This is a genomic window from Luteimonas sp. AC640a (genome assembly GCF_979256585.1).
In genome coordinates, this window is record NZ_CEEDOV010000022.1 from 1 (window position 1) to 22,787 (window position 22,787).

The 22,787-nt window shown below is 67.0% G+C and carries 19 protein-coding genes and 2 tRNA genes; 17 read left to right on the forward strand and 4 right to left on the reverse strand.

Features of this window, described 5'->3' with window-relative positions; genetic code table 11:
* The first annotated feature begins 711 nt into the window (after positions 1 to 711).
* The 7 genes from ACZ9YD_RS15890 (at position 712) to hemC (ending at position 7,962) form a co-directional block, all read left to right on the forward strand.
* A tRNA-Ile gene (locus tag ACZ9YD_RS15890) sits at positions 712 to 787 on the forward strand.
* Between the two features lie 332 nt (positions 788 to 1,119).
* Positions 1,120 to 2,574, forward strand: a complete 1,455-nt coding sequence (locus ACZ9YD_RS15895) for an OpgD/OpgG family glucan biosynthesis protein (RefSeq protein ID WP_465076251.1) — start codon at positions 1,120 to 1,122, stop codon at positions 2,572 to 2,574.
* Positions 2,571 to 4,460 carry a glucans biosynthesis glucosyltransferase MdoH gene (gene mdoH, locus ACZ9YD_RS15900; protein WP_465076252.1) on the forward strand — a complete coding sequence of 630 codons (1,890 nt, stop codon included), beginning with the start codon at positions 2,571 to 2,573 and terminating at the stop codon, positions 4,458 to 4,460. Before ACZ9YD_RS15895 ends, mdoH begins: the two co-directional genes overlap by 4 nt.
* A gap of 53 nt (positions 4,461 to 4,513) precedes the next feature.
* Complete coding sequence (locus ACZ9YD_RS15905; RefSeq protein WP_465076253.1) at positions 4,514 to 5,200, forward strand: alpha/beta hydrolase; 687 nt, start codon at positions 4,514 to 4,516, stop codon at positions 5,198 to 5,200.
* A 1-nt stretch (position 5,201) separates the two neighbouring features.
* Positions 5,202 to 6,275, forward strand: coding sequence for a sensor histidine kinase (locus ACZ9YD_RS15910; protein ID WP_465076254.1), 1,074 nt, complete (start codon positions 5,202 to 5,204; stop codon positions 6,273 to 6,275).
* Complete coding sequence (locus ACZ9YD_RS15915; protein WP_465076255.1) at positions 6,272 to 7,006, forward strand: LytR/AlgR family response regulator transcription factor; 735 nt, start codon at positions 6,272 to 6,274, stop codon at positions 7,004 to 7,006. The genes ACZ9YD_RS15910 and ACZ9YD_RS15915 overlap by 4 nt, the downstream gene beginning before the upstream one ends.
* Positions 7,007 to 7,050: 44 nt before the next feature.
* Entirely contained in the window at positions 7,051 to 7,962 is a 912-nt protein-coding gene (gene hemC, locus ACZ9YD_RS15920; protein WP_465076256.1) for a hydroxymethylbilane synthase, read from the forward strand.
* A 14-nt stretch (positions 7,963 to 7,976) separates the two neighbouring features.
* Here the strand turns inward: hemC and ACZ9YD_RS15925 are convergent, their stop codons facing one another.
* From ACZ9YD_RS15925 to ACZ9YD_RS15935, 3 genes are all read right to left on the reverse strand, one after another.
* Complete coding sequence (locus ACZ9YD_RS15925; RefSeq protein WP_465076257.1) at positions 7,977 to 8,660, reverse strand: DUF481 domain-containing protein; 684 nt, start codon at positions 8,658 to 8,660, stop codon at positions 7,977 to 7,979.
* A gap of 90 nt (positions 8,661 to 8,750) precedes the next feature.
* On the reverse strand, positions 8,751 to 9,581 hold the full coding sequence (locus ACZ9YD_RS15930) for a hypothetical protein (protein ID WP_465076258.1): 831 nt from the start codon (positions 9,579 to 9,581) through the stop codon (positions 8,751 to 8,753).
* A 59-nt stretch (positions 9,582 to 9,640) separates the two neighbouring features.
* Positions 9,641 to 11,395: an SLC13 family permease gene (locus ACZ9YD_RS15935; RefSeq protein ID WP_465076260.1), complete on the reverse strand. Its 1,755-nt coding sequence runs from the start codon at positions 11,393 to 11,395 to the stop codon at positions 9,641 to 9,643.
* 165 nt (positions 11,396 to 11,560) lie between these two features.
* Here ACZ9YD_RS15935 and ACZ9YD_RS15940 point away from each other — a divergent pair, with 165 nt between their 5' ends.
* Entirely contained in the window at positions 11,561 to 12,946 is a 1,386-nt protein-coding gene (locus tag ACZ9YD_RS15940) for an FAD/NAD(P)-binding protein (protein ID WP_465076261.1), read from the forward strand.
* 3 nt (positions 12,947 to 12,949) lie between these two features.
* On the opposite strand, the gene ACZ9YD_RS15945 is transcribed toward ACZ9YD_RS15940, so the two are convergent.
* Complete coding sequence (locus ACZ9YD_RS15945; RefSeq protein WP_465076262.1) at positions 12,950 to 13,555, reverse strand: hypothetical protein; 606 nt, start codon at positions 13,553 to 13,555, stop codon at positions 12,950 to 12,952.
* 120 nt (positions 13,556 to 13,675) lie between these two features.
* On the opposite strand from ACZ9YD_RS15945, the gene ACZ9YD_RS15950 reads away from it, so the two are divergent.
* The 9 genes from ACZ9YD_RS15950 to bfr all read left to right on the forward strand — a co-directional run bounded on the left by ACZ9YD_RS15950 (position 13,676) and on the right by bfr (position 22,783).
* Positions 13,676 to 14,644: a helix-turn-helix transcriptional regulator gene (locus tag ACZ9YD_RS15950; protein ID WP_232138052.1), complete on the forward strand. Its 969-nt coding sequence runs from the start codon at positions 13,676 to 13,678 to the stop codon at positions 14,642 to 14,644.
* Positions 14,645 to 14,797: 153 nt separating this feature from the next.
* Positions 14,798 to 15,619 carry a patatin-like phospholipase family protein gene (locus ACZ9YD_RS15955; RefSeq protein WP_465076263.1) on the forward strand — a complete coding sequence of 274 codons (822 nt, stop codon included), beginning with the start codon at positions 14,798 to 14,800 and terminating at the stop codon, positions 15,617 to 15,619.
* A gap of 236 nt (positions 15,620 to 15,855) precedes the next feature.
* On the forward strand, positions 15,856 to 16,218 hold the full coding sequence (locus ACZ9YD_RS15960) for a hypothetical protein (RefSeq protein WP_465076264.1): 363 nt from the start codon (positions 15,856 to 15,858) through the stop codon (positions 16,216 to 16,218).
* A gap of 111 nt (positions 16,219 to 16,329) precedes the next feature.
* Positions 16,330 to 18,438, forward strand: a complete 2,109-nt coding sequence (locus ACZ9YD_RS15965) for a prolyl oligopeptidase family serine peptidase (protein ID WP_465076265.1) — start codon at positions 16,330 to 16,332, stop codon at positions 18,436 to 18,438.
* 139 nt (positions 18,439 to 18,577) lie between these two features.
* Positions 18,578 to 20,710, forward strand: coding sequence for a S9 family peptidase (locus tag ACZ9YD_RS15970; protein WP_465076266.1), 2,133 nt, complete (start codon positions 18,578 to 18,580; stop codon positions 20,708 to 20,710).
* A 378-nt stretch (positions 20,711 to 21,088) separates the two neighbouring features.
* A tRNA-Met gene (locus ACZ9YD_RS15975) sits at positions 21,089 to 21,165 on the forward strand.
* A 143-nt stretch (positions 21,166 to 21,308) separates the two neighbouring features.
* On the forward strand, positions 21,309 to 21,908 hold the full coding sequence (locus ACZ9YD_RS15980) for an RNA pyrophosphohydrolase (protein ID WP_465076267.1): 600 nt from the start codon (positions 21,309 to 21,311) through the stop codon (positions 21,906 to 21,908).
* 72 nt (positions 21,909 to 21,980) lie between these two features.
* Positions 21,981 to 22,193 (forward strand): (2Fe-2S)-binding protein, encoded by a 213-nt coding sequence (locus ACZ9YD_RS15985; protein WP_232138046.1) that lies wholly within the window; start codon positions 21,981 to 21,983, stop codon positions 22,191 to 22,193.
* A gap of 116 nt (positions 22,194 to 22,309) precedes the next feature.
* Complete coding sequence (gene bfr, locus ACZ9YD_RS15990) at positions 22,310 to 22,783, forward strand: bacterioferritin (RefSeq protein WP_465076268.1); 474 nt, start codon at positions 22,310 to 22,312, stop codon at positions 22,781 to 22,783.
* Positions 22,784 to 22,787 lie beyond the last annotated feature (4 nt).

Genomic DNA, 22,787 nt, shown 5'->3' on the forward strand with positions numbered 1-22,787 from the left:
GAGTAGGTCATCGCCAGGGTTTTTACCCAAAACCCCCGCCGGTATTCCGGCGGGGGTTTTTCTTTGGGCGCTGTTTGGAAGGACGACATAAGCACCGTGATTAACTCGGCCGCAGGTCCGTTTGCGCGACGCTTGAGTCCGCGCGGACGCGGAGATAATCTCGATCCGAGTGCAGTGCCTCTAGCAGCCGCCGCGCGAGGCTCTTATACGGGGCAGGCGCAGGGAATGGCCTTCCGCAAGTGCTGACCGGATCGCAGATCGCGAGCAAAGACGTGGAAGTATGCGTGGGCCAATCGGGCCGCCACTCGTCTGACGAAAGCGGATCTCACGATTCGCACTGGCGGGCTTTGCACTGCGCGGATGTCGAAATACTGGATATCTGCGCCTTGAGTCGGGTTTTTGCACCGGGCACGCTCACACATAAACCGGAGGAATCGACGCACTATTTGATAAGTTCGCGTATGTGGGTCAGATCGTTGGCGATTGTCTCAACGCAGCGCAGCTGCATGTGGCGATAAGTCGGCGGCTGATCCTCGCCAAGCGAGGTCAATTCGGCGCCGCCGCATCAAATTGATGGATTGCGCGATAAGGCTGCGAAGATGGCGCATTGACCGGGCGCCTCTGAGTGATTGAATTGAGTGGATTTACAAGAGATGCGCCTGTCCGTTGCGTTCCGCTTCTGCTGGGCGAGTTGATACGATTGCCGGCCGCGGGCCTATAGCTCAATGGTTAGAGCAGAGGACTCATAATCCTTTGGTTCCAGGTTCGAGTCCTGGTGGGCCCACCATCTGCTGTCTACGCCGTGAATTTTCCGGCGTTGGCGGGGACACACGTCCGATTGCAAGGTCGCGTTCGCATTCCCACATGGACTCCAGATCGCGGCAGGCTTTTGACCTTGCTGGGAGCGGGCGTAAGGGGCTAATCGCGCCGGCGCACTGCCTCCAGATCCTGACTGTGCGCCCTTGATGCCACGCAGACGGTTCGTGTGTTTCGCAACATCCTTACACCCGCACGGCTACATTGCGTCGGACCTGAATACGATCCGGTGGGCTTTCGGTGCGACGACGCGATGTTCTGAAGACGGCACTGGCTGCTCCCCTGATGGGCGGTTGGTGGCCGATGCTGGCTGTAGCAGCCGAAGGTGTGACGCCCACGTCGTTCGATACCGACACCGTGGTGCAGCTTGCCCGTGGGCTTGCGGCGGGTGCGTATTCGCCACCGGACACAAGCTTGCCGCCGGCGCTCGCCGGCGCGAATTACGACCAATACCGCGACTTCCGCTATCGCGCTGACAAAGCGCTCTGGCGTGACCTGCCGGGTGTCGATTTCCAGGCCCAGTTCTTCCATCGTGGATTCCTGTTCAAGCCGCGCATCGAGATCCATGTGGTCGAAGGGGACGAGTCGCGCGAGCTCCCATTCTCGACCGCTCTGTTCGATTACAGCCCCAATCCGACGCCTGCGCTCGACGAGACCACAGGTTTTGCCGGCTTCCGTCTGCATGCACCGTTGAACAGCCGCGCGTATTTCGACGAGCTATGCGTATTCCTCGGCGCGAGCTACTTCCGTGCGGTTGGCAAGGGGCTCGCGTATGGCCTGTCGGCGCGCGGGCTTGCGCTCGGCAGTGGCGATACCGGACCGGAGGAATTTCCGGTGTTCCGTGCGTTCTGGTTGCACCGACCTGGGCCCGGCAGCACGACGATCACCATCGACGCGTTGCTGGACGGCCCCAGTGTGTCCGGCGCCTACCGCTTCCGGATCCAGCCGGGCGAGGACACCGTGTTCGAGGTCGACGCGCGTCTGTTCCCGCGCGTGGATCTGGTCAACGCCGGTATCGCGCCGCTGACCAGCATGTACCAGTTCGATGCGGCCGATCGCACCGGCATCGACGACTACCGTCCCTCCGTGCACGACTCCGATGGTCTTGGCCTGCTGACCGGCACGGACGAGCAGGTTTGGCGACCACTCCACAACCCGTCTTCGATCCAGCACAGCGGCTTTCAGGACAAGACGCCGCGCGGCTTCGGCCTGATGCAGCGCAAGCGTGGATTCGACGACTTCGAGGACGCCGAGGCTGGATACGAAAGGCGACCCTCCGCTTGGATCGAGCCGCTCGACGACTGGGGCAGTGGTGAAGTGCACCTGGTGGAGATTCCCACGGCCGATGAGTACCAGGACAACATCGTCGCGTTCTGGCGACCGACAGAATCCTTGAAAGCCGGCAGCGAAAGCCGGTGGCGCTATCGACTGCACTGGACTGCGACCAAGCTATGGAAACCGGCGCTCGTGCATGTCGCCGCGACCCGGATCGGCGCGCGTCCCGGCGAGGACCGTTCGATCCGCTTGGTCGTCATCGACTTCGAAGGTGGCGACATCGGCAACGAAGTTCCGCAGATCGAAGTCGCGGCGAGCACTGGGGGTGTCGCCAACCCGGTCGTGCATGCGAGGCCGGGTGGCGGCTGGCGCGTCGGCTTCGAATTTGCGCCGGACGGACGCACGAGCAGCGAACTGCGCGCGCGATTGCATCGTGGCGGTGCTGCCGTATCCGAGACTTGGGTCTACCGGTGGAGCGCATGAGCGTCGTCGACCTGCCGGCGATGCCGCAAACATCACCGGTGCAGATGCCGATCCAGTCGCTGCGCGAGGGGCAACTGACCACGCGACCACTGCCCAGTGCGCCGACCGGTATGGCTTGGCGGCGCGCGTTCATCGTGACGACCGCTGCGGTGTTGACCATCTTCGCGACCTATCAGATCTGGTGGTTGCTGCGCATCGGCGGGATCGATCTGCTCGAGGGCCTGTTGCTGCTGGTGTTCGTGCCGCTGTTCGCGTGGATCGTGCAGTCGTTCGCGAGTTCGCTCGCGGGCTTCGTGCTCGTCCTGATGAAACGCCCGGCGCGCCTCGGCATCGATACGAAGGCGCCGCTGCCCACGCTCACCGTGCGCACCGCGTTGCTGATGCCGACCTACAACGAAGATCCAGAGCGTCTGCTCGCCGGACTGCAGGCCATCATCGAATCGCTGCAGGCGACGGGTCGCGGTGACCACTTCGATCTGTTCGTACTCAGCGATACGCGCGATGCGGACATCCAGCGGCGCGAACTGATCGCCTTCGAGCGGTTGCGCAATGCAATGCCACAGGCGCGGCTCTATTACCGTCTGCGCGAGGATAACCACGAGCGCAAGGCCGGCAACATCGCCGACTGGGTGCGGCGCTGGGGCGGTGCGTATCCGCAGTTCCTGATTCTCGACGCCGACAGCCTGATGACCGGTGACACGCTGGTGCGCCTGGCGGCGGCGATGGAAGCCAACGACGACGTCGCACTCGTGCAGACGCTGCCGGTGATCGTCAATGGCGCGACGGTGTTCGCGCGGATGCAGGAATTCTCCGGGCGTATGTACGGCCCGGTGATCGCGCACGGCGTTGCCTGGTGGCACGGCGCGGAGAGCAATTACTGGGGCCACAACGCGCTGATCCGCACCGCGGCGTTCGCCGCGCACGGTGGGCTGCCGGAACTGCAGGGCCACACGCCGTTCCGCGGCGCGGTGCTGAGTCACGATTTTGTCGAAGCCGCGCTGATCCGGCGTGGCGGCTGGGCGCTGCACATGGTGCCGACGCTCGAAGGCAGCTACGAGGAAGGGCCGCCGACGCTGACCGACATGCTGGTGCGCGATCGCCGCTGGTGCCAGGGCAATCTGCAGCACGGCGGCGTGCTGCCCGCGCGCGGCCTGCACTGGGTCAGCCGCTGGCATCTGCTGATCGGCATCGGTCATTACCTCACCGCGCCGCTGTGGGCGATGCTGGTGCTGATTGGACTGGCCGTGCCCTTGCAACACGGCGCCTTCAGCGAGGGCATGTCGCCGGCCGAATACTGGATGGCGATCGACGACGGCCGTTTTCTCGGTGTGTTCGTGCTGACGATGGTGATGCTGTTCGCGCCGAAGATCCTGGGCTATATCGCGACTCTGGTCGATCCGCGCATGCGGCGTGGCGCCGGCGGCGCGGTGCGCGGCTTGGTGAGCCTGTTGATCGAGAACGTGCTGGCTGCGTTGATGGCCCCGATCACGATGTACGTGCAGTCGCGCGGCGTGGCCGAGGTGCTGGCGGGTCGCGATTCGGGCTGGGACGCACAGCGTCGCGACGATGGCCGCCAGACCTGGGGCGACCTGTGGCGCAATTATCGCGGCACCACGCTACTCGGCGTGGTCATGGGCATGGGTGCGTGGATGATGTCGCCGGGCCTCGCCTTGTGGATGTCGCCGATGATCGTCGGGCTCGTCGGCTCGATTCCTATCGTGCGACTCACATCGTCGCGTCGCGTCGGCCTGGCGTTGCGCAGTGCCGGCCTGTTCTCGACACCAGAGGAGCATTCGCCGCCCGACGTACTGGTGCGCGCTGCAGCGTTGCGTGCCGAAGCACATCCGCCGGAAGTTGCGACGACCTCGCCGGTGGCCCGCAGCTAGGCGCACGCGACGGAGCGCTTACACTGGCGCTTCCGACCGTTTCCCGATTGCGCATGGACTCCCAGACCCCCGCATTGCTCGACTGCATCGAACACGAGACCGGCTCCGCACCGGCGTGGAGCGTGATCTGGCTGCACGGCCTCGGCGCCGACGCCAATGATTTCGTCCCGCTGGTGCCCGAGCTTCTGCGCAAGCATTGGCCGGCGATCCGCTTCGTGTTTCCCAATGCGCCGGTGCGTGCGGTGACGATCAACAACGGCGTGCGCATGCGCGCCTGGTACGACATCGTCGACTTCGATCTCGCCAACCGCGCGGATGAAGCAGGAGTGCTCGAGTCCGTCGCGCAGATCGATGCGCTGATCGATCGCGAAGCGACGCGCGGCATTCCGGCTTCGCGCGTGATTCTTGCGGGCTTCTCTCAGGGCGGCGCGGTGACGCTCGCGGCGGGGCTGTGTCGGACCGTGCCGCTGGCCGGTCTCGTCGCGTTGTCCACGTATCTGCCGGCGGCGCGCAATGCCGGCGCGGCACTGGTCGACGGTGCTGCACGCCAGCCGGTCTTCATGGCCCACGGCACGCAGGACCCGGTGGTGCCGCTGGGCGCTGGCGAACAGAGCGCTGCCTGGTTGCGTCAGGCCGGCTTCGACGTGGCCTGGCAGCAATATCCGATGCCACATTCGGTCTGTGCTGAAGAGATCGTCGCCCTCGGCGACTGGTTCGACGCGCGGTTCGCGGTCGGCTGAGATGGCGGCGCCGGCAGTCGACGGCCTCTGGCTGCCGGACCTGTGCCGGCTGCCGCGTTTGCTGACGATGCTGGGCCTCGCCCAGCTCACCGTACTCGTGGTGCTGCTCGTGCCGAATCCCGCGGCGCCCTGGGATCTGTCCGCCTTCGTCTCCGCGAGCGGTTACGCGTTGTGGCTCGCGCTGTCGGTCTCGGTCTTGCTGTGCGCATGCCGACGACCGCTGTCGCGGTTTCCGGTGCGTCTGGGCGCGCTGATCGCGGTTGTTCTGGCGATGGCGGTCGCGGTGGTCGCCTCGGCGATCGTGCACGGCCTGTTCGCCAGCGTCGGCGGCCCTTCGGCGTTGCCGGGCTTCGGTCGATTCGTCGGCGGCAGTGGCGCAGTGGTCGCGCTGCTCACCGGTATCGCGCTGCGCTATTTCTACGTGATCGATCGCTGGCAGGGCCAGGTCGCCGCGCACGCGCGCGCCGAGGCCGATGCGCTGCAGGCGCGCATTCGTCCGCATTTCCTGTTCAACAGCATGAACATGATCGCCACGCTGTTGCGTCGCGATCCGGTGGTCGCCGAACGCGCAGTGCTCGATCTGTCGGATCTGTTCCGTGCTGCGCTCGGTGCAGGCGAAGGCACGTCGACGCTGTCGGAAGAAGTCTCACTGGCCGAGCGCTACCTTTCGATCGAGCAGTTGCGCCTCGGTGATCGTCTGCACGTGGACTGGCACAAGCAGGATGACCTGCCATGGACCTTGCCGATGCCGCGTCTCGTACTGCAACCGGTGCTGGAAAACGCGGTGCTGCATGGCATCTCGCGATTGCCCGAGGGCGGCACCATCGATGTACGTCTGCGCGTGGATGCGGGCGTGCTCGAGATCGAGGTCGCCAATCCGTCGTTGCCGCCCGACACCGCACCCGCGCAGGGAGCCGGTCACGCCCAGCGCAGCATCGCCCAGCGTCTGGGTTTCGCATTCGGGCCACGCGCACGCATGCGCTACGGGTGGAACGATGGGCGCTATGCGTGCACCATCCAGGTGCCGGTACCGACAGACGGTGCCGCGCCGGTCCCGGGAGGACGCAGGCCATGAAGGTCGTGATCGCCGACGACGAACCGCTCGCACGCGAGCGCTTGCGGGTGCTGCTGGCGCAGCTCGCCGGCATCGAGATCGTGGCCGAGGTCGGCGATGGTCGCAGTGCGCTTGAAGCCTGCGCGGCGCACGATCCGGCGCTGGTGCTGCTGGATATCGCGATGCCGGGCATCGACGGGCTCGAGGTCGCGCGGCATCTCAGTGCATTCGAACCGCGCCCTGCGATCGTGTTCTGCACCGCCTACGACGCGCACGCGCTGAAGGCATTCGAGGCTGCGGCTGTCGACTACCTGGTCAAGCCGGTGCGCCCCGAGCGGCTGCAGGCGGCGGTCGAGCGTGCGCGCACCTTCACTGCCGGGCGTGAAGTCGCCGGCGACGCCGACGGACACGGCGACAAGCGACGGACGCATCTGTGTGCGCGCCTGCGCGGCAGCCTGCGGCTGATTCCGATCGAGGACATCCGCTATCTGCAGGCCGAGGAGAAGTACGTTGTCGTGCATCATGCGCGCGGCGAGGATCTGGTCGAAGAGTCGCTGAAGTCACTCGAGGACGAGTTCGGCGATCGCTTCGTGCGCATCCACCGCAACTGTCTTGTCGCACGGCATGAGCTGGTCGAACTGCGGCGCGATCTCGACGGTCACGTGCACGCGGTGCTGCGTCACGGCGACCGACCACTGGAAGTCAGCCGCCGCTGCGTGTCGCAGTTGCGCGACACCGTGCGTCAGCTCTGATCACGCGGCAAGCGGGCCCGGCGGCGATCGCCGATAATGCGCGGATGGATCGACTGCGTATCGCCACCCGCAAGAGCCCGCTCGCCCTTTGGCAGAGCGAGCACGTGGCCGCCGCCTTGCGCGCGCGCCATCCTGCTCTGGACGTCGAACTCGTGCCGCTGAGCACGCGCGGCGACGAGGTGCTGGACCGTTCGTTGGCGGCGATCGGCGGCAAGGGCCTGTTCCTCAAAGAGCTTGAAATCGCTATGCAGGCCGGCGAAGCCGACTGCGCGGTGCATTCGCTGAAAGACGTGCCGATGGCGCTCGAGCCCGGTTTCGTGTTGCCGGCGATCCTCGCGCGCGCCGACCACGCGGACGGCTTCGTCAGCAATGATTTCGACGGCATCGACGCGCTGCCGCTCGGCGCACGCGTGGGGACGTCTTCGCTGCGCCGTCAGGCGCAGTTACGCGCGCGGCGGCCTGATCTGCAACTCGTGGATTTGCGCGGCAACGTCAACACGCGTCTGGCCAAGCTCGACGCCGGCGACTACGACGCCATCGTGCTCGCCTGTGCGGGTCTGCAGCGGCTGGGTCTGGAGGCGCGTATCCGCGCGCGACTCGACGCGCCCGACTGGTTGCCGGCGCCGGCGCAGGGCGCGATCGCGATCGAGTGTCGCGACGACGCACCACGTCTGCACGCGCTGCTGGCCACGCTCGACGATGCGCCGACGCGTCGCTGTGTCGAAGCCGAGCGCGCAATGAACCGGGCGCTGCATGGCAGCTGCCATGTGCCGGTCGCCGCGTACGCCTGGCTGGATGGCGAACGGCTGCGGCTCGAAGGGCTGGTCGGGTCGGCGCAGGACGGCAGGGCGGTGCGCGCCGGCGGCGAGTCGTCGCATGCCGAGGGCGATGCGCTCGGGGCACGGGTCGCGTCGCTGCTGCTGGAAGCCGGGGCGGGCGCCTTTCTGCCGGGCTAGGAGATCGAACGCCCTCAGAACGTGCGGCGCAGCTTGAGCGAACCTTCGGTATCGGTGCTGCCGCGGCCGCCGTTGCCCAGCGTGTCGTGGCGCAGTTCGAAGTCCGAGCGCAACGTCCACTGCGGAAACAGTTCGTAGTCGAACGCCAGCCTCTGCCGCAGGAACGTGTTCTCGCGCCCGGTCTCCACCTGCACTTCCTGGGTGAAGGACGCGCGGCTGCCGAGTTCCTGCGAGAGCTGCACCTGGCCGGTCGCGATCGGGCCCATCGCCGCGGTGCCGAAATCGGTATAGGGCTCGATCCGGACACCGGTGCCGAACTCGATGCGCAGCAAGGTCTCGGGGCTGCGGATCGCTTCGAGGCCGTAGCGGGTGTCCCACTTCACGTGGTTGCCGCCGGACCGGATGAATTCGCGGCTGGAGAACGGCGAATGCAGCGGTGCAAGGCGCCGGTCGGGCAGCTTCACCAGAGGATGGGCGACGGTCCGTGGGCGCACGCCAGGCGCTTTGGGCGACCAGATGCGCTGACGCGCGACGCCGGCCGTCCATTCCGCGTCCCGGCACGAAAGCCGGTAGCAGGGACGGCGCAGCGGCACCTGCCGCGTTGCGACAGCGGCGATCGCAGGCAGCTCCGGTGCGGCGGGGAGCGGTTGTGTGTAGATCGGCAGGCCCGCGATGGCCAGCCACCAGCCAGCAAGCATTTCAGCCATTCATGTAAGCGGTTACAGCTCGATTATGCCCAAGCCTGCAGGGCAGTTGCCATCACCAGCGGATCGCCGTCGAGGCAGGCTTCAGGAATCGTGACCGGCATCGCGTCCCAGGCCTGCACCTTCGTCGAGGAACAGCCGGTGTTCCAGCGCGGCCGCGGTCAGCAGCGCTGCCGCCGCCAACAGCAACGGGGCTAGTGGCGGCAGCGTTCCCGTCATCGCCAGCAGCCAGCACAGCAGGGGCATGCCGGCGGCGAGTCCCACCACCGTCACACGCGCCCCCCGGAACGGCGGCGGGGCGATGCCGGACGCCGGCATCCGGTCCACCGCGCGCCAGTACAGTCCTTTGCACAGGGCGATGCAGACGCCGAGCCCGGTGAGGGTCGCCAACATCGTGCGACCGTCGTTGCCGGACACGAACAGGCGATCCATCAGCACGTACAGCAGAGCCAGGCCGGTGCTCATCGCGAGCAGCAGATGCACCGGCAGCACCAGCGGTTGCTGCCAGGGCGCGGGCGCTGCCGGCGCGGCAAATCCACTCGCGATCGCGGCCACGGCGCCGAATGCGGCGAGCAGCAACAGCACGCCCAGCGCGGCCAGGAGCGTTGCACGCGTCGTCCATGTGCCCGCGGCCAGCAGCACCAGGAGCAGGACGGCGATCGCCAGCGTGATCAGGATCAAGACCCGTGCACGGCGCGGCGCGGCTGGGGTCGCGGGGCGCGCGAAGCGCCTCGCACACACGCCCGCGACGATCAGCATGATGCCCAACAACAGACCCAGCAGCTGCAACTGGTGGAGGGTCGACGGAGCTTCGGGGCGCAGTTGCAGCAGCGCGGTGGTCATGCCGCTCCACATCAGCAACCCCAGGCCGGCACCCGTCAGCGGCATCGCGGCGATCCTCAGCATCTGGCGCATCCTGCAGTCCGGTCGGGTGGTCGCCGGCCAGCGTGCCACGTGGCCAGGGCGCTGCACAGTCAGAACGGAAAGAAGCGCGGGATCAGCAGCGTCGCGGTGATCAGGAAAATGATGTTGAGCGGCATGCCGATCTTCACGAAGTCGCTGAAGCGGTAGTTGCCGGCGGTGTAGACCATCGTGTTGGTCTGGTAACTGATCGGCGTGGCGAAGCTGGTCGACGCGGCGAAGGCGACCGCAATGAGGAACGGTTTGGGATCCACGCCCAGCGAATCGGCGGTGGCGATGGCGATCGGCACCACCAGCACGGCCGAGGCGTTGTTGCTCATGAACTCGGTCAGCGTCGAGGTCATCAGGTACACCGCCGCCAGCGTGGCCGTCGGGCCGTAATGCCCGACCAGATTGATCAACTGGTTGGCCGCCAGCGCCGCGCCGCCTGTCTTCTGCAGCGCGATGCCGAGCGGGATGATGCCGGCCAGCAGCAGGATCACGCGCCAGTCGATCGCCTCGTAGGCTTCGTCGGGATCGAGCAGGCGCAGCACCACCAGGGCGACGCAGCCCAGCAGCGCGGAGGCCACGATCGACATCCAGCCGAGCGCGGCGGCCGCGATGGCGGCCGTCATGACGATCGCCGACAGCGTGGCTTTCGTCGTATCCACCTTGCGTTGCGCGCGCGCGCCCAACACGATCAGGCCCCGGTCGATACGCAGGTCGTCGATCGCCTTCGCAGGCGCGTCGAGCAACAGCACGTCGCCGACGTTGAGCGGCACATGATCCAGCGGTTGGCGAATGCCGAGCTGACGCCGGTGCAGACCATGCACGCGGGCGCGATAGGTGTGGCCAAAGCGCATGCCCGACAGGGTGTGGCCGATCAGATGCGAGCCTGGCGCCACCATCGCCTCGACATGCAGGCGTTCGGCGTTGACGTCACCGTCGAGATCACGGGCCACGTGGTCGAACTTCAGCTTCAGGGTTTTACGTGCGGCATCGATGTCCTGCCACAGGCCGCGCAGCAGCAGGCGGTCACCCGCCTCGACCCGCACGTCTGGCCCGCGCGCGGCAGCACCATTGCGCAGGACTTCCAGCACCGCTACATCGGCGCTGCCCTCGGCCAGCACCTCGCTGCGCCGACGTCCGATCACCGCAGCGCCGTCTGTCACCAGCAACTCGGCGACATAACGGCCGATGTGGTCGGCAGTGTCGCTGCCGGGCACACCGCGATCGGGCAGCAGCAGGCGGCCGACCGTCATCAGGTAGACCATGCAGATGCCGACGAACACCAGCCCCAGTGGTGCGAACTCGAACAGGGTGAAGCCGACACCCGCCGCCTCGCGCGCCATGGAATCCACCAGCAGATTGGTCGAGGTGCCGATCAAGGTGCACACGCCGGCGGCCTGCGAGATGTAGGACAGCGGGATCAGGAACTTCGACGGCGCCCAGCGGTTTGCCGTCGTCGCGGCCAGCACCAGCGGCAGGAACACCGCCACCGTCGCGGTGTTGTTGACGAACGCGGCCACACCCGCCACCAGAGTCATCATCACCAGCAGGAACAGCCATTTCCAGCGGATGCGCGCGAGCAGATCACCCACCGCGATCAGCGCGCCATTGCGCTGCAGGGCGCCGCTGAGCACGAACATCGCCGCGACCATCACCGTCGCCTGGTTGCTGAAACCCGACAGCGCTTCGGGCAGCGTGACCACGCCCAGTACCAGCAACGACACCGCGACCAGCAGCGCGACCACGTCCACGCGCAGTTTCTCGGTCACGAACAGGAACACCGCGCCGGCCATCACCGCCAGCGTCAACCACAGATCCACGCTGCCTCCTTTGTCATTGCGTTCCCCGACTGCCGCACGGTGGGCAGGCGAGCAAGTCTGCCTGCGCAGCTGCGGGTGCCGGGTGAGGCGCCTTGTGGTCGCCGCGAAGCGTCATGGTACGAAAGCGGATGGGATACTGCGCGTCCCGATGTGTGAGGACCACCCATGACTGCAGCCGCTCCCGGACCCGATACGTCCGGATCCGTCGACGTGCTCGTGATCGGCGGCGGCGCGTGCGGCGCGCTGGTGGCCCTGCACCTGATGGATCAGGACGGCCTGCGAATCGCGCTGGCAGAACCGCGTGCCGCACCTGCCCGCGGCGCGGCGTACTCGACACCGCGCGGCGAGCATCTGCTCAACGTCAATGCCGCGCGCATGAGCGCCTTCGATTGCGCACCAGATGATTTCGTCGCCTGGCTGCGCACGCAGCCCGAGTCGCACGGTCTCGATGACGCGGCGCTGGCCGTCCAGTTCGCGCCGCGGCGCGCGTATGGGCGGTATCTGCAGACCCGGCTCGACGCACATCCGGCGCGCGCGTCGGTGGCGCTGCACGCCGAAGCAGTCGTGGATCTCGAGCGCGACGGCGCGGGTTTCAGCGCCACCTTTGCCTCCGGCGCACACCTGCACGCGGGCGCCGTCGTGCTCGCCACCGGCAACCTGCCTGCGGCGTTGCCGGGCGGCGCGCCTGCCAGAGACACGGTCGACGCCTGGGATTACGCCGCGGTCGCGGCGATCGCGCCCGATGCCGACATCGGCATCGTCGGCGCGGGCCTGAGCATGGTCGATGTGCTGTTGACCTTGCAGGCGAACGGCCATCGCGGACGCGTGCTCGCGATCTCGCGCAATGGACTGATGCCGCTGGCACATGCGCCGGGCACCGTGCCGCAGCCCGGCGGTGTGGATGCGCTGATGCCGCTCGGCGTGCGCGCCCGCATGCGCCTGCTGCGGCAATGGGCGGACGAGGCGGTCGCGCAGGGCCGGCCCTGGCAGGACGCGGTCGAGCGCCTGCGGCCGCACGTGCGCGCGCTGTGGCAGGCGTGGCCCGAGGCCGAACGTCGCCGTTTCCTGCGCCACGCGGTGCGGCAATGGGACATCCATCGCCATCGCATCGCGCCCGGCGTGGCGGCAATCGTCGATGACATGCAGACGTCGGGCCGGTTCTCGTTGCAGGCGGGGCGGTTGTCGCGCATCGAGGCGCGCGACGGACGTGTGTGCATCGACTGGACACCGCGCGGTGGCACGCCGACGTCGACGATGGTGGATGTCGTCGTCAACGCGACCGGCATGGAGAAGCGTCTGACGCGCGCGCCGGGTCGGCTGCTGCCTGCCTTGTACGCGCGCGGTCTGGTCGCGCCCGGGCCACTCGATCTGGGGCTCGCGACGTGCGGCGACGGCGAAGTGCTCGATTCAAACGGTGAGGTCGTGCCGGGCCTCTGGACACTCGGCGCGACCCGCATCGGCGATCTGTGGGAAACCATCGCCATGCCTGAGCTACGCGGGCAGGCCGCGCACGTCGCGGCCGGTGTGCGGCAGGCGCTTGCCGGCGACTGAGCGCTACAGGCAGTACTGCTGCAGGCGCCGGATTTCTTCGCTGGTCAGTTCCGTGTCGCCGCCGGTGCCGAGCTTGGCGATGTTGCGCCTGATCTGCGGGCAGGGGTCCTGCGTATAGCCGGCACCGCCGAACAGCTGACCGATGCCCTTGGCGATGTCCTCGGGTGTGATCGGTCCCCGCATCGCGAAGCGGCCGTCCGCAGCCGGCGGCGGTCGACGCTGTAGCGCGTCATGCGCGAAGTCGACAGTCGGCGCCTGCTGGCGCGCCCAGTCTCCGGCCTGTTCGAGCAACGCCGCAGCGCTCGGCAATGGGGCATCCGCATTGCTTGTGGGGCTCGCAACGTCCACGGCCTGCAGCGCACGGCGCGGCGTGCGCCCGCGTGGCGAAGGTGGCGTCGTGTCGGGTGTGGTGGGTGCGCGTGCCGGAGGCAGCAGATCTGGCGGGAGCGCGGGTGCCGACCGCTCGATCCAGGTCACCGTCAGTGCGTCCGTCTCGCGATCGGGTGCCGTCTGCCGCAGGCCCATCAGCCACCAGGCAAGGCCGACATGCACCAGCACCGTCGCCCCCAGCGCGATGCCGAAGGTCTTGCCGCGCATTCCCTGCGTCATGTCGTTCCGGTCCAACTCCGATGGCGGAGTCTAGAGGCGCGCGCTGGCCCGCTGCGTTAACCACCGGTTATCCGCACGACGGTCACGCCTTCGCTGCCGACTGGCGCCATAATCGGCCGCATGGACCGATACGAACGCATTCTCTCGCTGCATCGCATCCTCAAGACCTCGCGCTACCCGGTGACGGTGGCCAAGTTGCAGGACGAGCTGGAATGCTCGCGCGCGACGGTCTATCGCGATCTGGCCTTCCTGCGCGACGCGTTGATGGCACCGATCATCGGTGACGGCGACGCGGGCTTCCGCTACGACAACGACGAGGGCGGGCGCTTCGAACTGCCGGGCCTGTGGCTCAGCTCGGAGGAACTGCACGCCCTGCTCGCGGCGCAACAGCTGATGTCGCGCAGCAGCGGCGGCGTGCTGTCGAGCGCGCTGGCGCCGCTGCAGTCGCGTATCGAGAAGCTGCTCGACGAGCATTCGGCCGGCAAGCAGTGGCCGGTGCAGCGCGTGCGGGTGATTCCACATCGCGGCCGCCGCATGGACGAGCACGCATTCCGCAACGTCTGTTCGGCGGTGCTGCAGCGCAAGCAGCTGTCGTTCGAATACCGCGCGCGCTCCACCGACGAACGCACCAAGCGCACCGTGTCGCCGCAGCGCATCACCCATTACCGGGACAACTGGTATCTCGATGCCTGGGACCAGGACCGCGACGCGTTGCGCAGCTTCTCCGTCGACCGCATCACCAACGCGCGCGTGCTCGCCGCCGATGCGCGCGACATCGACGACGCCGAACTCGACACGCATCTGGCCGGCAGCTACGGCATCTTTTCCGGCCCGCCGAAGGGCATCGCGACGATCCTCTTCAGCGCCAAGGCCGCGCGCTGGGTCGCCGACGAACACTGGCATTCGCAGCAGCAGGGCCGGTTCCTGCCCGATGGCCGCTTCGAGCTGAAAGTGCCCTACAGCGGTGCGCGCGAACTGTTGATGGACGTGCTGCATTACGGCGCCGATGCCGAAGTGATCGAGCCGGTCGCGCTGCGCGAACAGGCGCGTTCGCTGCTGATGATGGCCCTGCAGAAGTACGAAGGCTGAGCACCTGCTCGATGTCCGACTGCGCTTGCCAGCTGGCGCGCGTGCGGTGCTCGGAATGCTCACGTACCACGCGTACGCTGCGCTTCCTGCGCTCCGCCACACGCCACCTGGCGGCGCTCGCAACGGACCTTGAACAGGTTCTGGAGCCACAGCATGACAATACGTGAGCCTGTCGCCCTGGCGCTGGGCGCCGGTGGTGCGCGCGGTCTGGCGCAGATCGGCGTCATCGAAGTGCTGGAGGAGCGAGGCTTTCCGATCGTCACGATTTCGGGCGCGTCCAGCGGCGCGCTGGTCGGCGGTGTCTATGCGGCCGGGCGCCTGCGCGAGTTCGATGCGCGCATCCGCGCGATGTCGCGGCGGGATTTCATCCGCCTGCTCGATCCCGGCTTCCGTCGCGCGGGCGTGCTCGCCGGCAAGCGGCTGGTCGAAACGATGCGTGAGGTAGTCGGCGATCCGCTGATCGAAACATTGCCTATCGAGTTCACCGCGGTCGCGGTCGATCTGCAGCGCCAGCGCGAAGTCTGGATCCAGGACGGCCCGCTGTGGGATGCGCTGCGTGCCTCGTTCGCGATCCCCGGCGTATTCACCCCGCATGTCGTCAACGGACGGCCGCTGGTGGATGGTGGCCTGCTGGCACCGTTGCCGATCGCCGCGACGCGACTCTCGGACGCGACGCGCCTGATCGCGGTCGATATGCACGGCTGGCCGACACAGCCGCCCGGCACGCCGGCGCGGCAGGGCGAAGCGCAGGACGACACGGACGCCGCGCCGCGCGGCCTGATCGAAGTCATGTCGCGCTCGCTCGACACCATGCAGGCGCAGATCTCGCGCGTGCAACTGGCGCTCGATCCGCCGGAGCTGGTGATCCGCATTCCGCGCGATGTCTGCCAGTTCTACGAATTCTGGCGCGCCGCCGAGCTGATCGACGTCGGTCGCGCCCAGGCGACGCGCGCGCTGGACGAAGCCGGCTACTGAGCGGCTGGCCGGCCGCATGTAAACGGTGAGCATCTCTCCCTCCGGGAGCCGTCGACGCGCATCGCGCGTCGGGTGAGGGCGGGCTTTCAAGGGGTTTCAGTGGTCCGGCTCCAACTCGCCGCGCGAATCTTTTCTTCGGACAGCGCCAAGGGTCGCAGCCCATGAGATGCGCGCCGCACAGACTGCGGCCATGCCCAGCCGGGCCATCGATCACCGCGTCCACAGGAGCTGCGCAGATGTCCCGTATCGCCCAAGTCTTACCCGATGCCGATGTCCCCGCCGACGCCGCCCTGCGCACGCTGCTGGTCGGCGCGTTGTTCCTCGGCGCGGTCGCGCTGCTGTCCTTCCCCGATCTGCGGACCGGTGTCACCGCGGTCGGCTGGCCGCCGCTGTGGCTGATCGGCATGCCGGCGGTCGCCTGGCTCACCCTGTTCCTGCGTCGCCTGCCGCGCCGCCGCAAGCTGGCCTCGTCAGCGGTCTTGCGGCGGCGTCGGCCAGGCCTTGCCCAGGCCCGGCGCCGGCCCACGCCGCGTCGTCGCGGGCGGATTTCGGTCCGCGCGGCCCTGGTCGCGGCCGGGCTGCTGCCGTTGCTGCGCTGAGCCACACCGGCGGCGTGCGGCGTCGCCGGATCGTGACTTTGGTCATGCGGCCCGCGGCCATGCTGCGTGCTAGCGTTGGCGGTTATCCGTCCATGCGCCACCGGAGTCGCCATGTCCCAACTGTCCAAGCTCTGCCTCGCCGCGGCCGTCGCCGCCGGCCTGTCGATGGGCGCCGCATCTGCCCAGGAGGCCGCCGTGTCCGATCCCCACCAGTGGCTCGAAGCCGTCACCGATGAAAAGGCGCTGGACTGGGTCCGCGCGCAGAACGCCCAGTCGGAAGCCGAACTGGCCGCGACGCCCGAATTCAAGCAGCTCGAATCCGATCTGTTGGGCATCTACGATTCCGACGACAAGATTCCCGCCGTCTACAAGCAGGGCGAGTGGTACTACAACTTCTGGCGCGACCGGAACCACGAGCGCGGCATCTGGCGCCGCACCACGCTCGAGGAATACCGCAAGCCGCAGCCGCAGTGGGAGACCGTGCTCGACCTCGACGCGCTCAACACCGCCGAAGGCGAGAATTGGGTGTGGCATGGCGCGAGCTGTCTGCGTCCGGCCTACACGCGCTGCCTGATCGCGCTGTCGCGCGGCGGCGCCGATGCCGACGTCACCCGCGAGTTCGACGTGGCATCCAAGTCCTGGGTCGACGGCGGTTTCTTCCGCGAAGAAGCCAAGGGCGCGCTGGGCTGGATCGATCAGGACAACGTCTACGTCTACACCGATTTCGGCGACGGCTCGCTGACCTCGTCGGGCTACCCGCGCATCGTCAAGCAGCTCGCGCGCGGCCAGTCCATGGACCAGGCCACGCTGGTCTACGAAGGCAAGCCGGACGACATGTACATCGCCGCGATGCACGACGACACGCCGGGCTTCGAGCGTGACTACGTCAGCCGCACGCTGGCCTTCTACAACGACGAGCTCTACCTGCGCGGCGCCGATGGCCAGCTGACCAAGGTCGACGCGCCGAACTCGGCCAACAAGTCCGTCCACCACGACTGGCTGATGCTGGAACTGCGCGAAGCCTGGGAAGTGGGCGGCCGCACGTATCCGGCCGGCTCGCTGCTCGCGACGAACTTCGACGCCTTTATGAGTGGCAAGCGCGAATTCGACGTGCTGTTCGAGCCGAGCGAGACCACCTCACTTGCCGGTGCGACGTGGACCAAGAACCACCTCGTCATCAACGTGCTCGAGGACGTCAAGAACAAGCTCACCGTGCTGACGCCGGGCGCCGATGGTTGGGTGCGCAGTGCCCTGACCGGCGTGCCGGAACTCGGTACGGTCGCGGTCAGCGCCGTCGACAGTGACGAGTCCGACGCGGTGTGGATGACGGTCACCGACTACCTGACGCCGAGCACGCTGATGCTGGCCGAGGTGGGCGGCAACGCCGCGCCGGAAACGCTGAAGACCATGCCGGCGTTCTTCGACGCCAGCACGCATGAAGTCGAGCAGCATTTCGCCACCTCCAAGGACGGCACGCGCGTGCCGTACTTCCTCGTGCGTCCGAAGGACATGCAGCTCGACGGCAGCAATCCGACGCTGCTCTACGGTTACGGCGGCTTCGAGATCTCGCTGACCCCCGGCTATTCTGGCGGCGTCGGCAAAGGCTGGCTGGAGAAGGGCGGCGTGTACGCGGTCGCCAACATCCGCGGCGGTGGCGAATACGGCCCGCGCTGGCACCAAGCGGCGCTCAAGCAGAACCGCCACAAGGCCTACGAGGACTTCGCCGCGGTCGCGCAGGACATGATCCAGCGCAAGATCACATCCCCGGCGCATCTGGGCATCCGCGGCGGCAGCAACGGCGGTCTGCTGACCGGCAACATGCTCACGCAGTATCCGGAGCTGTTCGGCGCGGTCGTGATCCAGGTGCCGCTGCTCGACATGCAGCGCTATCACCAGTTGCTGGCGGGTGCGTCGTGGATGGCCGAGTACGGCAATCCGGACAAGCCGGAAGAGTGGGAATTCATCCGCACCTTCTCGCCCTATCATCTGTTCGATGCCGCGAAGGACTATCCGCCGACGCTGATCCTGACCTCGACGCGAGACGACCGCGTCCACCCCGGCCACGCCCGCAAGATGATGGCGAAGATGTCCGAAGCCGGTAAGGACGTGCGTTATTACGAGAACATCGAGGGTGGCCACGGCGGCGCTGCGAACAACCGGCAGCAGGCGCACATGGACGCGCTCTACCTGACGTTCCTGTGGCAGCAACTGGGCAAGTGATTCGATCCTGCACCGGCCGCTTTCGCGGCCGGTGTTCTTTCTGGCGTTGCATCGGCAGCGAGTGGACCCACCTATGAAGACATCTTTCCCCCGCGCGGCCCTATTTCTGGCGGCGCCGATCCTGACGAGCCTGAGCCTGATGAGTGTTTCTCCTGCTGCACACGCCGCCGCGCCGGCGCCGCCCGACGCCGAACAGCGCCCGCACACCATCAAGGCGCCGCATGGCGCGGCGCGCGAGGACGTCTACTACTGGCTGCGCGACGACAAGCGCGAAGACCCGGCGATGCTGGCCTATCTCAATGCCGAGAACGCCTATGCCGACGCGATGCTCGCGTCGCTGAAGCCGGTCGAGAACACGCTGTACGACGAGATCGTCGGCCGCATCCAGCAGGACGACAGCTCGGTGCCGTACCGCGACCGCGGCTTCTGGTACTACTCGCGCTATGAGACCGGCAAGGACTACCCGGTGCACGCGCGCCGCGCCGATGGCGCCGGTGTCGATGCACTGTCGATCCAGGCCGCGAACGCCAAGGCCGATTTCAGCGGCGAGCAGGTCATGCTCGACGTCAACCAGCTCGCTGATGGCAAGGACTACTACGCGGTCGGCGACTGGGACGTGACCCGCGACAACCGCATCCTCGCCTACGCCGACGACACCAACGGTCGTCGCCAGTACACGATCCGTTTCAAGAATCTGGAAACGGGCGAGCTCTATCCCGAGTCGATCCCGGGCGTTTCGGCCAACCTCGTGTGGGCCGACGACAACCGGACGCTGTTCTACGTCGAAAACGATCCGGAAACGCTGCTGACCGTGCGCGTGAAGAAGCACGTGCTCGGCACGCCGGTCGCCGATGACGTGCTGGTGTATGAGGAAAAGGACGACAGCTTCTACATGGGCATCGACCGCACGCGCGACGACAGGTACATCGTCATCGGCGTCGGCAGCACCGTGTCGAGCGAAACGCGCTACGCGCCGGCCGACAATCCCGAGACCTTCGCCGTGCTCGCGCCGCGCGCGCGCGATGTCGAATACGACGCCGACCATTACGGCGGCCGCTGGGTGATCCGCACCAACGCCGACAAGGCGACGAACTTCAAGCTCGTCACTGCGCCCAGTGATGCGACCTCGCGCCGCCAGTGGACCGACTTCGTGCCGCATCGCGACGATGTATACATCGAAGGCTACGAACTGTTCGACGGTTTCACCGCGATCGAGGAACGCGCCGAGGCGCTGACCCGCGTGCGCGTGCTGAAGACCGACGGCAGCGACGAGTTCGTGCAGGCCGACGAGCCGGCCTACGCGATGGGCCTGGCCGTGAATTCCGAGCCCGACACCGACTGGCTGCGCTACGGCTACACCTCGCTGACCACGCCGGCGACCACCTTCGAGGTCAACACGCAGACCGGCGAGCGTCGCCAGCTCAAGCAGCAGGCGGTGATCGGCTACGAGCCGTCGAACTACGTCACCGAGCGCGTGTGGACGACGGCGCGCGACGGCAAGCGCATTCCGGTGTCGCTGGTCTACCGCAAGGGATTCGAGAAGAACGGCACCGCGGCGCTGCTGCAGTACGGCTATGGCAGCTACGGCGCGTCGATGGATCCGGGCTTCTCGGTCACCAACGTCAGTCTGCTCGACCGCGGCATGGTCTACGCCATCGCGCACATCCGCGGCGGCGAAGAGATGGGCCGCGCCTGGTACGACGACGGCAAGCTGCTCAACAAGATCAACACCTTCACCGACTTCATCGACGTCACCGACGATCTGGTCAAGCAGGGCTACGCCGCCCCCGATCGCGTCGCGGCCTACGGCGGCAGCGCCGGCGGACTGCTGATGGGTGCGATCTCGAACATGGCACCGGAGAAGTACCGCGCGATCCTGTCGCAGGTGCCGTTCGTCGACGTGGTCACGACGATGCTCGATCCGAGCATTCCGCTGACCACCAACGAGTACGACGAGTGGGGCAACCCGGAAGAGAAGCGCTACTACGACTACATCCTCGGCTACTCGCCCTACGACAACCTTGAAGCCAAGCCCTATCCGGCGATGTTCGTCGGCACCGGCCTGTGGGATTCGCAGGTCCAGTACTGGGAGCCGGCGAAATACGTGGCCAAGCTGCGCGACCTCAACACCGGCACGCATCCGGTGGTGTTCCGCACGAACATGGAAGCCGGACACGGCGGCAAGTCAGGCCGCTTCCGTCGCTACCGCGAGTCGGCGGAGATGTACGCCTTCATGCTCGACCAGCTAGGACTCGACGCAGCGTCACGCTGATCCCAGCGTCGCGCCGGAACGCCCGCAGAGATGCGGGCGTTTTGCGTTGGGCAACCACCAGCTCCAGACCGCATGTGGCCCGACTGATCGTTACGTCAGCGATCGAAGCCCGCAGATCGTCCCGGCCGCAATGCCTGCAATGCGTGATTGGACGTGCTGTCGGTGACTTCTTGGCAGCGAGCCGGAAACCGCTGCACGACCGAGGAACGAGGCTCGACGGACCAGACGACGGCAGGGCGCTGCCGCAATGGGTTGTGTCCGACTTCCAGACACAAGGAGGCGGGTGATGGCGTCGGTAAACCATGCGCGCGGATTGACGCAGGCCCGGGGCTTGGGCAGAATGCGCGGCTCGTCGCGGGAACTTCTCGCACGACCGATGGCTATGTAGCTCAGCCGGTTAGAGCACGTCACTCATAATGACGGGGTCGGTGGTTCGAGTCCACCCATAGCCACCAACGCGAAAGCGTTGCCGAAAACCCGCCAGATGGCGGGTTTTTTGTGGCCGCGCATCGGCGTTCAGTTCCGGCTTGTTCCCCGGGGCGGCGCGTGGCAGAGTCGATGCCAGTGACGCAAGTCAATCGCATTAGGAGTCCGCATCGTGATCGATCCGGACGGGTTCAGGCCCAATGTCGGCATCGTGTTGATGCACCCGGATGGTCGTGTCTTCTGGGCGCGTCGGGTCCGGCGTGATGGCTGGCAGTTCCCGCAGGGCGGGATGAACACCGACGAGACGCCGCTCGAAGCGATGTATCGCGAGCTGCGCGAGGAAACGGGGCTGCTGCCGGAACACGTCGCCGTGCTTGGCGCCACGCCCGGCTGGCTGCGCTACCGGCTGCCGCAACGCGCGATCCGCCGCAACGACCGCATCGTTTGCGTGGGCCAGAAGCAGGTGTGGTTCCTGCTGCAGTTCGTCGGCGAGGAAGCGCATCTGCAGCTCGATCTCACCGAGACGCCGGAGTTCGACCACTGGCGCTGGGTGGATTTCTGGTATCCGCTCGAACACGTGGTGATGTTCAAGCGCGGGGTCTACACCAGCGCCCTGAGCCATCTGGCCAAGTACGCCCGTCAGGTCGCCGGTGCGCAGGCGATTCCACAGCCTGCGATCGAGACCCGGCCGCGGAGCCGTCGGCCGCAGCGCCGTGGCGCGCGTCGCGCGCCGGACGTCGTGGTGCGCGGCCGTGACGATGGCGCCGGCTGAACAGTTCTTATTTGACACTGATTCTCGTTTATGGCGGAATGGCGACTCCAGCCCTCCGCCAGGACCACAGCCTTGTACGTGTGCATCTGCAATGGCGTCACCGACTCCCAGATCCGTCAGGCCGCGGCCAATGGCTGCCGGGAAGTCAGTGAACTGACGATGCGCACCGGCTGCGGTGCGACCTGCGGCAGCTGCCTGGACATGGCCTCGGGCCTGCTCGACGACTTCCACGCCGCGCGTCGCGCGCCGGTCATCGATCTCCCGCTGATCGCCTCGGCCGCCTGAGGCTGCACCCGCACGACGCCGGTGCGCGCCGACTAATGATCACGATTCGCGTTCCGTCATCGCCATCGACGGATCGCTAGAGTGTGCGCATTCCGCGATATCAGGAGCATCCCTCGATGAAGGGCGACGCGCAGGTCATCCGCTTTCTCAACCAGGCGCTCTACAACGAGCTGACGGCGATCAACCAGTACTTCCTGCACGCCAAGATGCTGAAGAACTGGGGCCTCAACGAGCTCGGCAAGCGCGCCTACAAGGCGTCGATCGACGAGATGAAGCATGCCGACAAACTGTCGGAGCGGATCCTGTTTCTCGAAGGTCTGCCGAACTTCCAGGCGCTGGGCAAGCTGCGCATCGGCGAGGCGCCGGTCGAGACGCTCGAATGCGATCTCGCACTCGAGATGGACGGTCTGCCGACGTTGCGCGAGGGCATCGCCCACTGCGAAAACGCCGGCGATTTCGTCAGCCGCAAGCTGCTGGTCGATATCCTCGAATCGGAAGAGGAACACGTCGACTGGCTGGAGACCCAGCTCGATCTGGTCTCGCGCATTGGCGTCGAGAACTATCTGCAGAGCCAGCTCGAAGAAGACTGAGCCT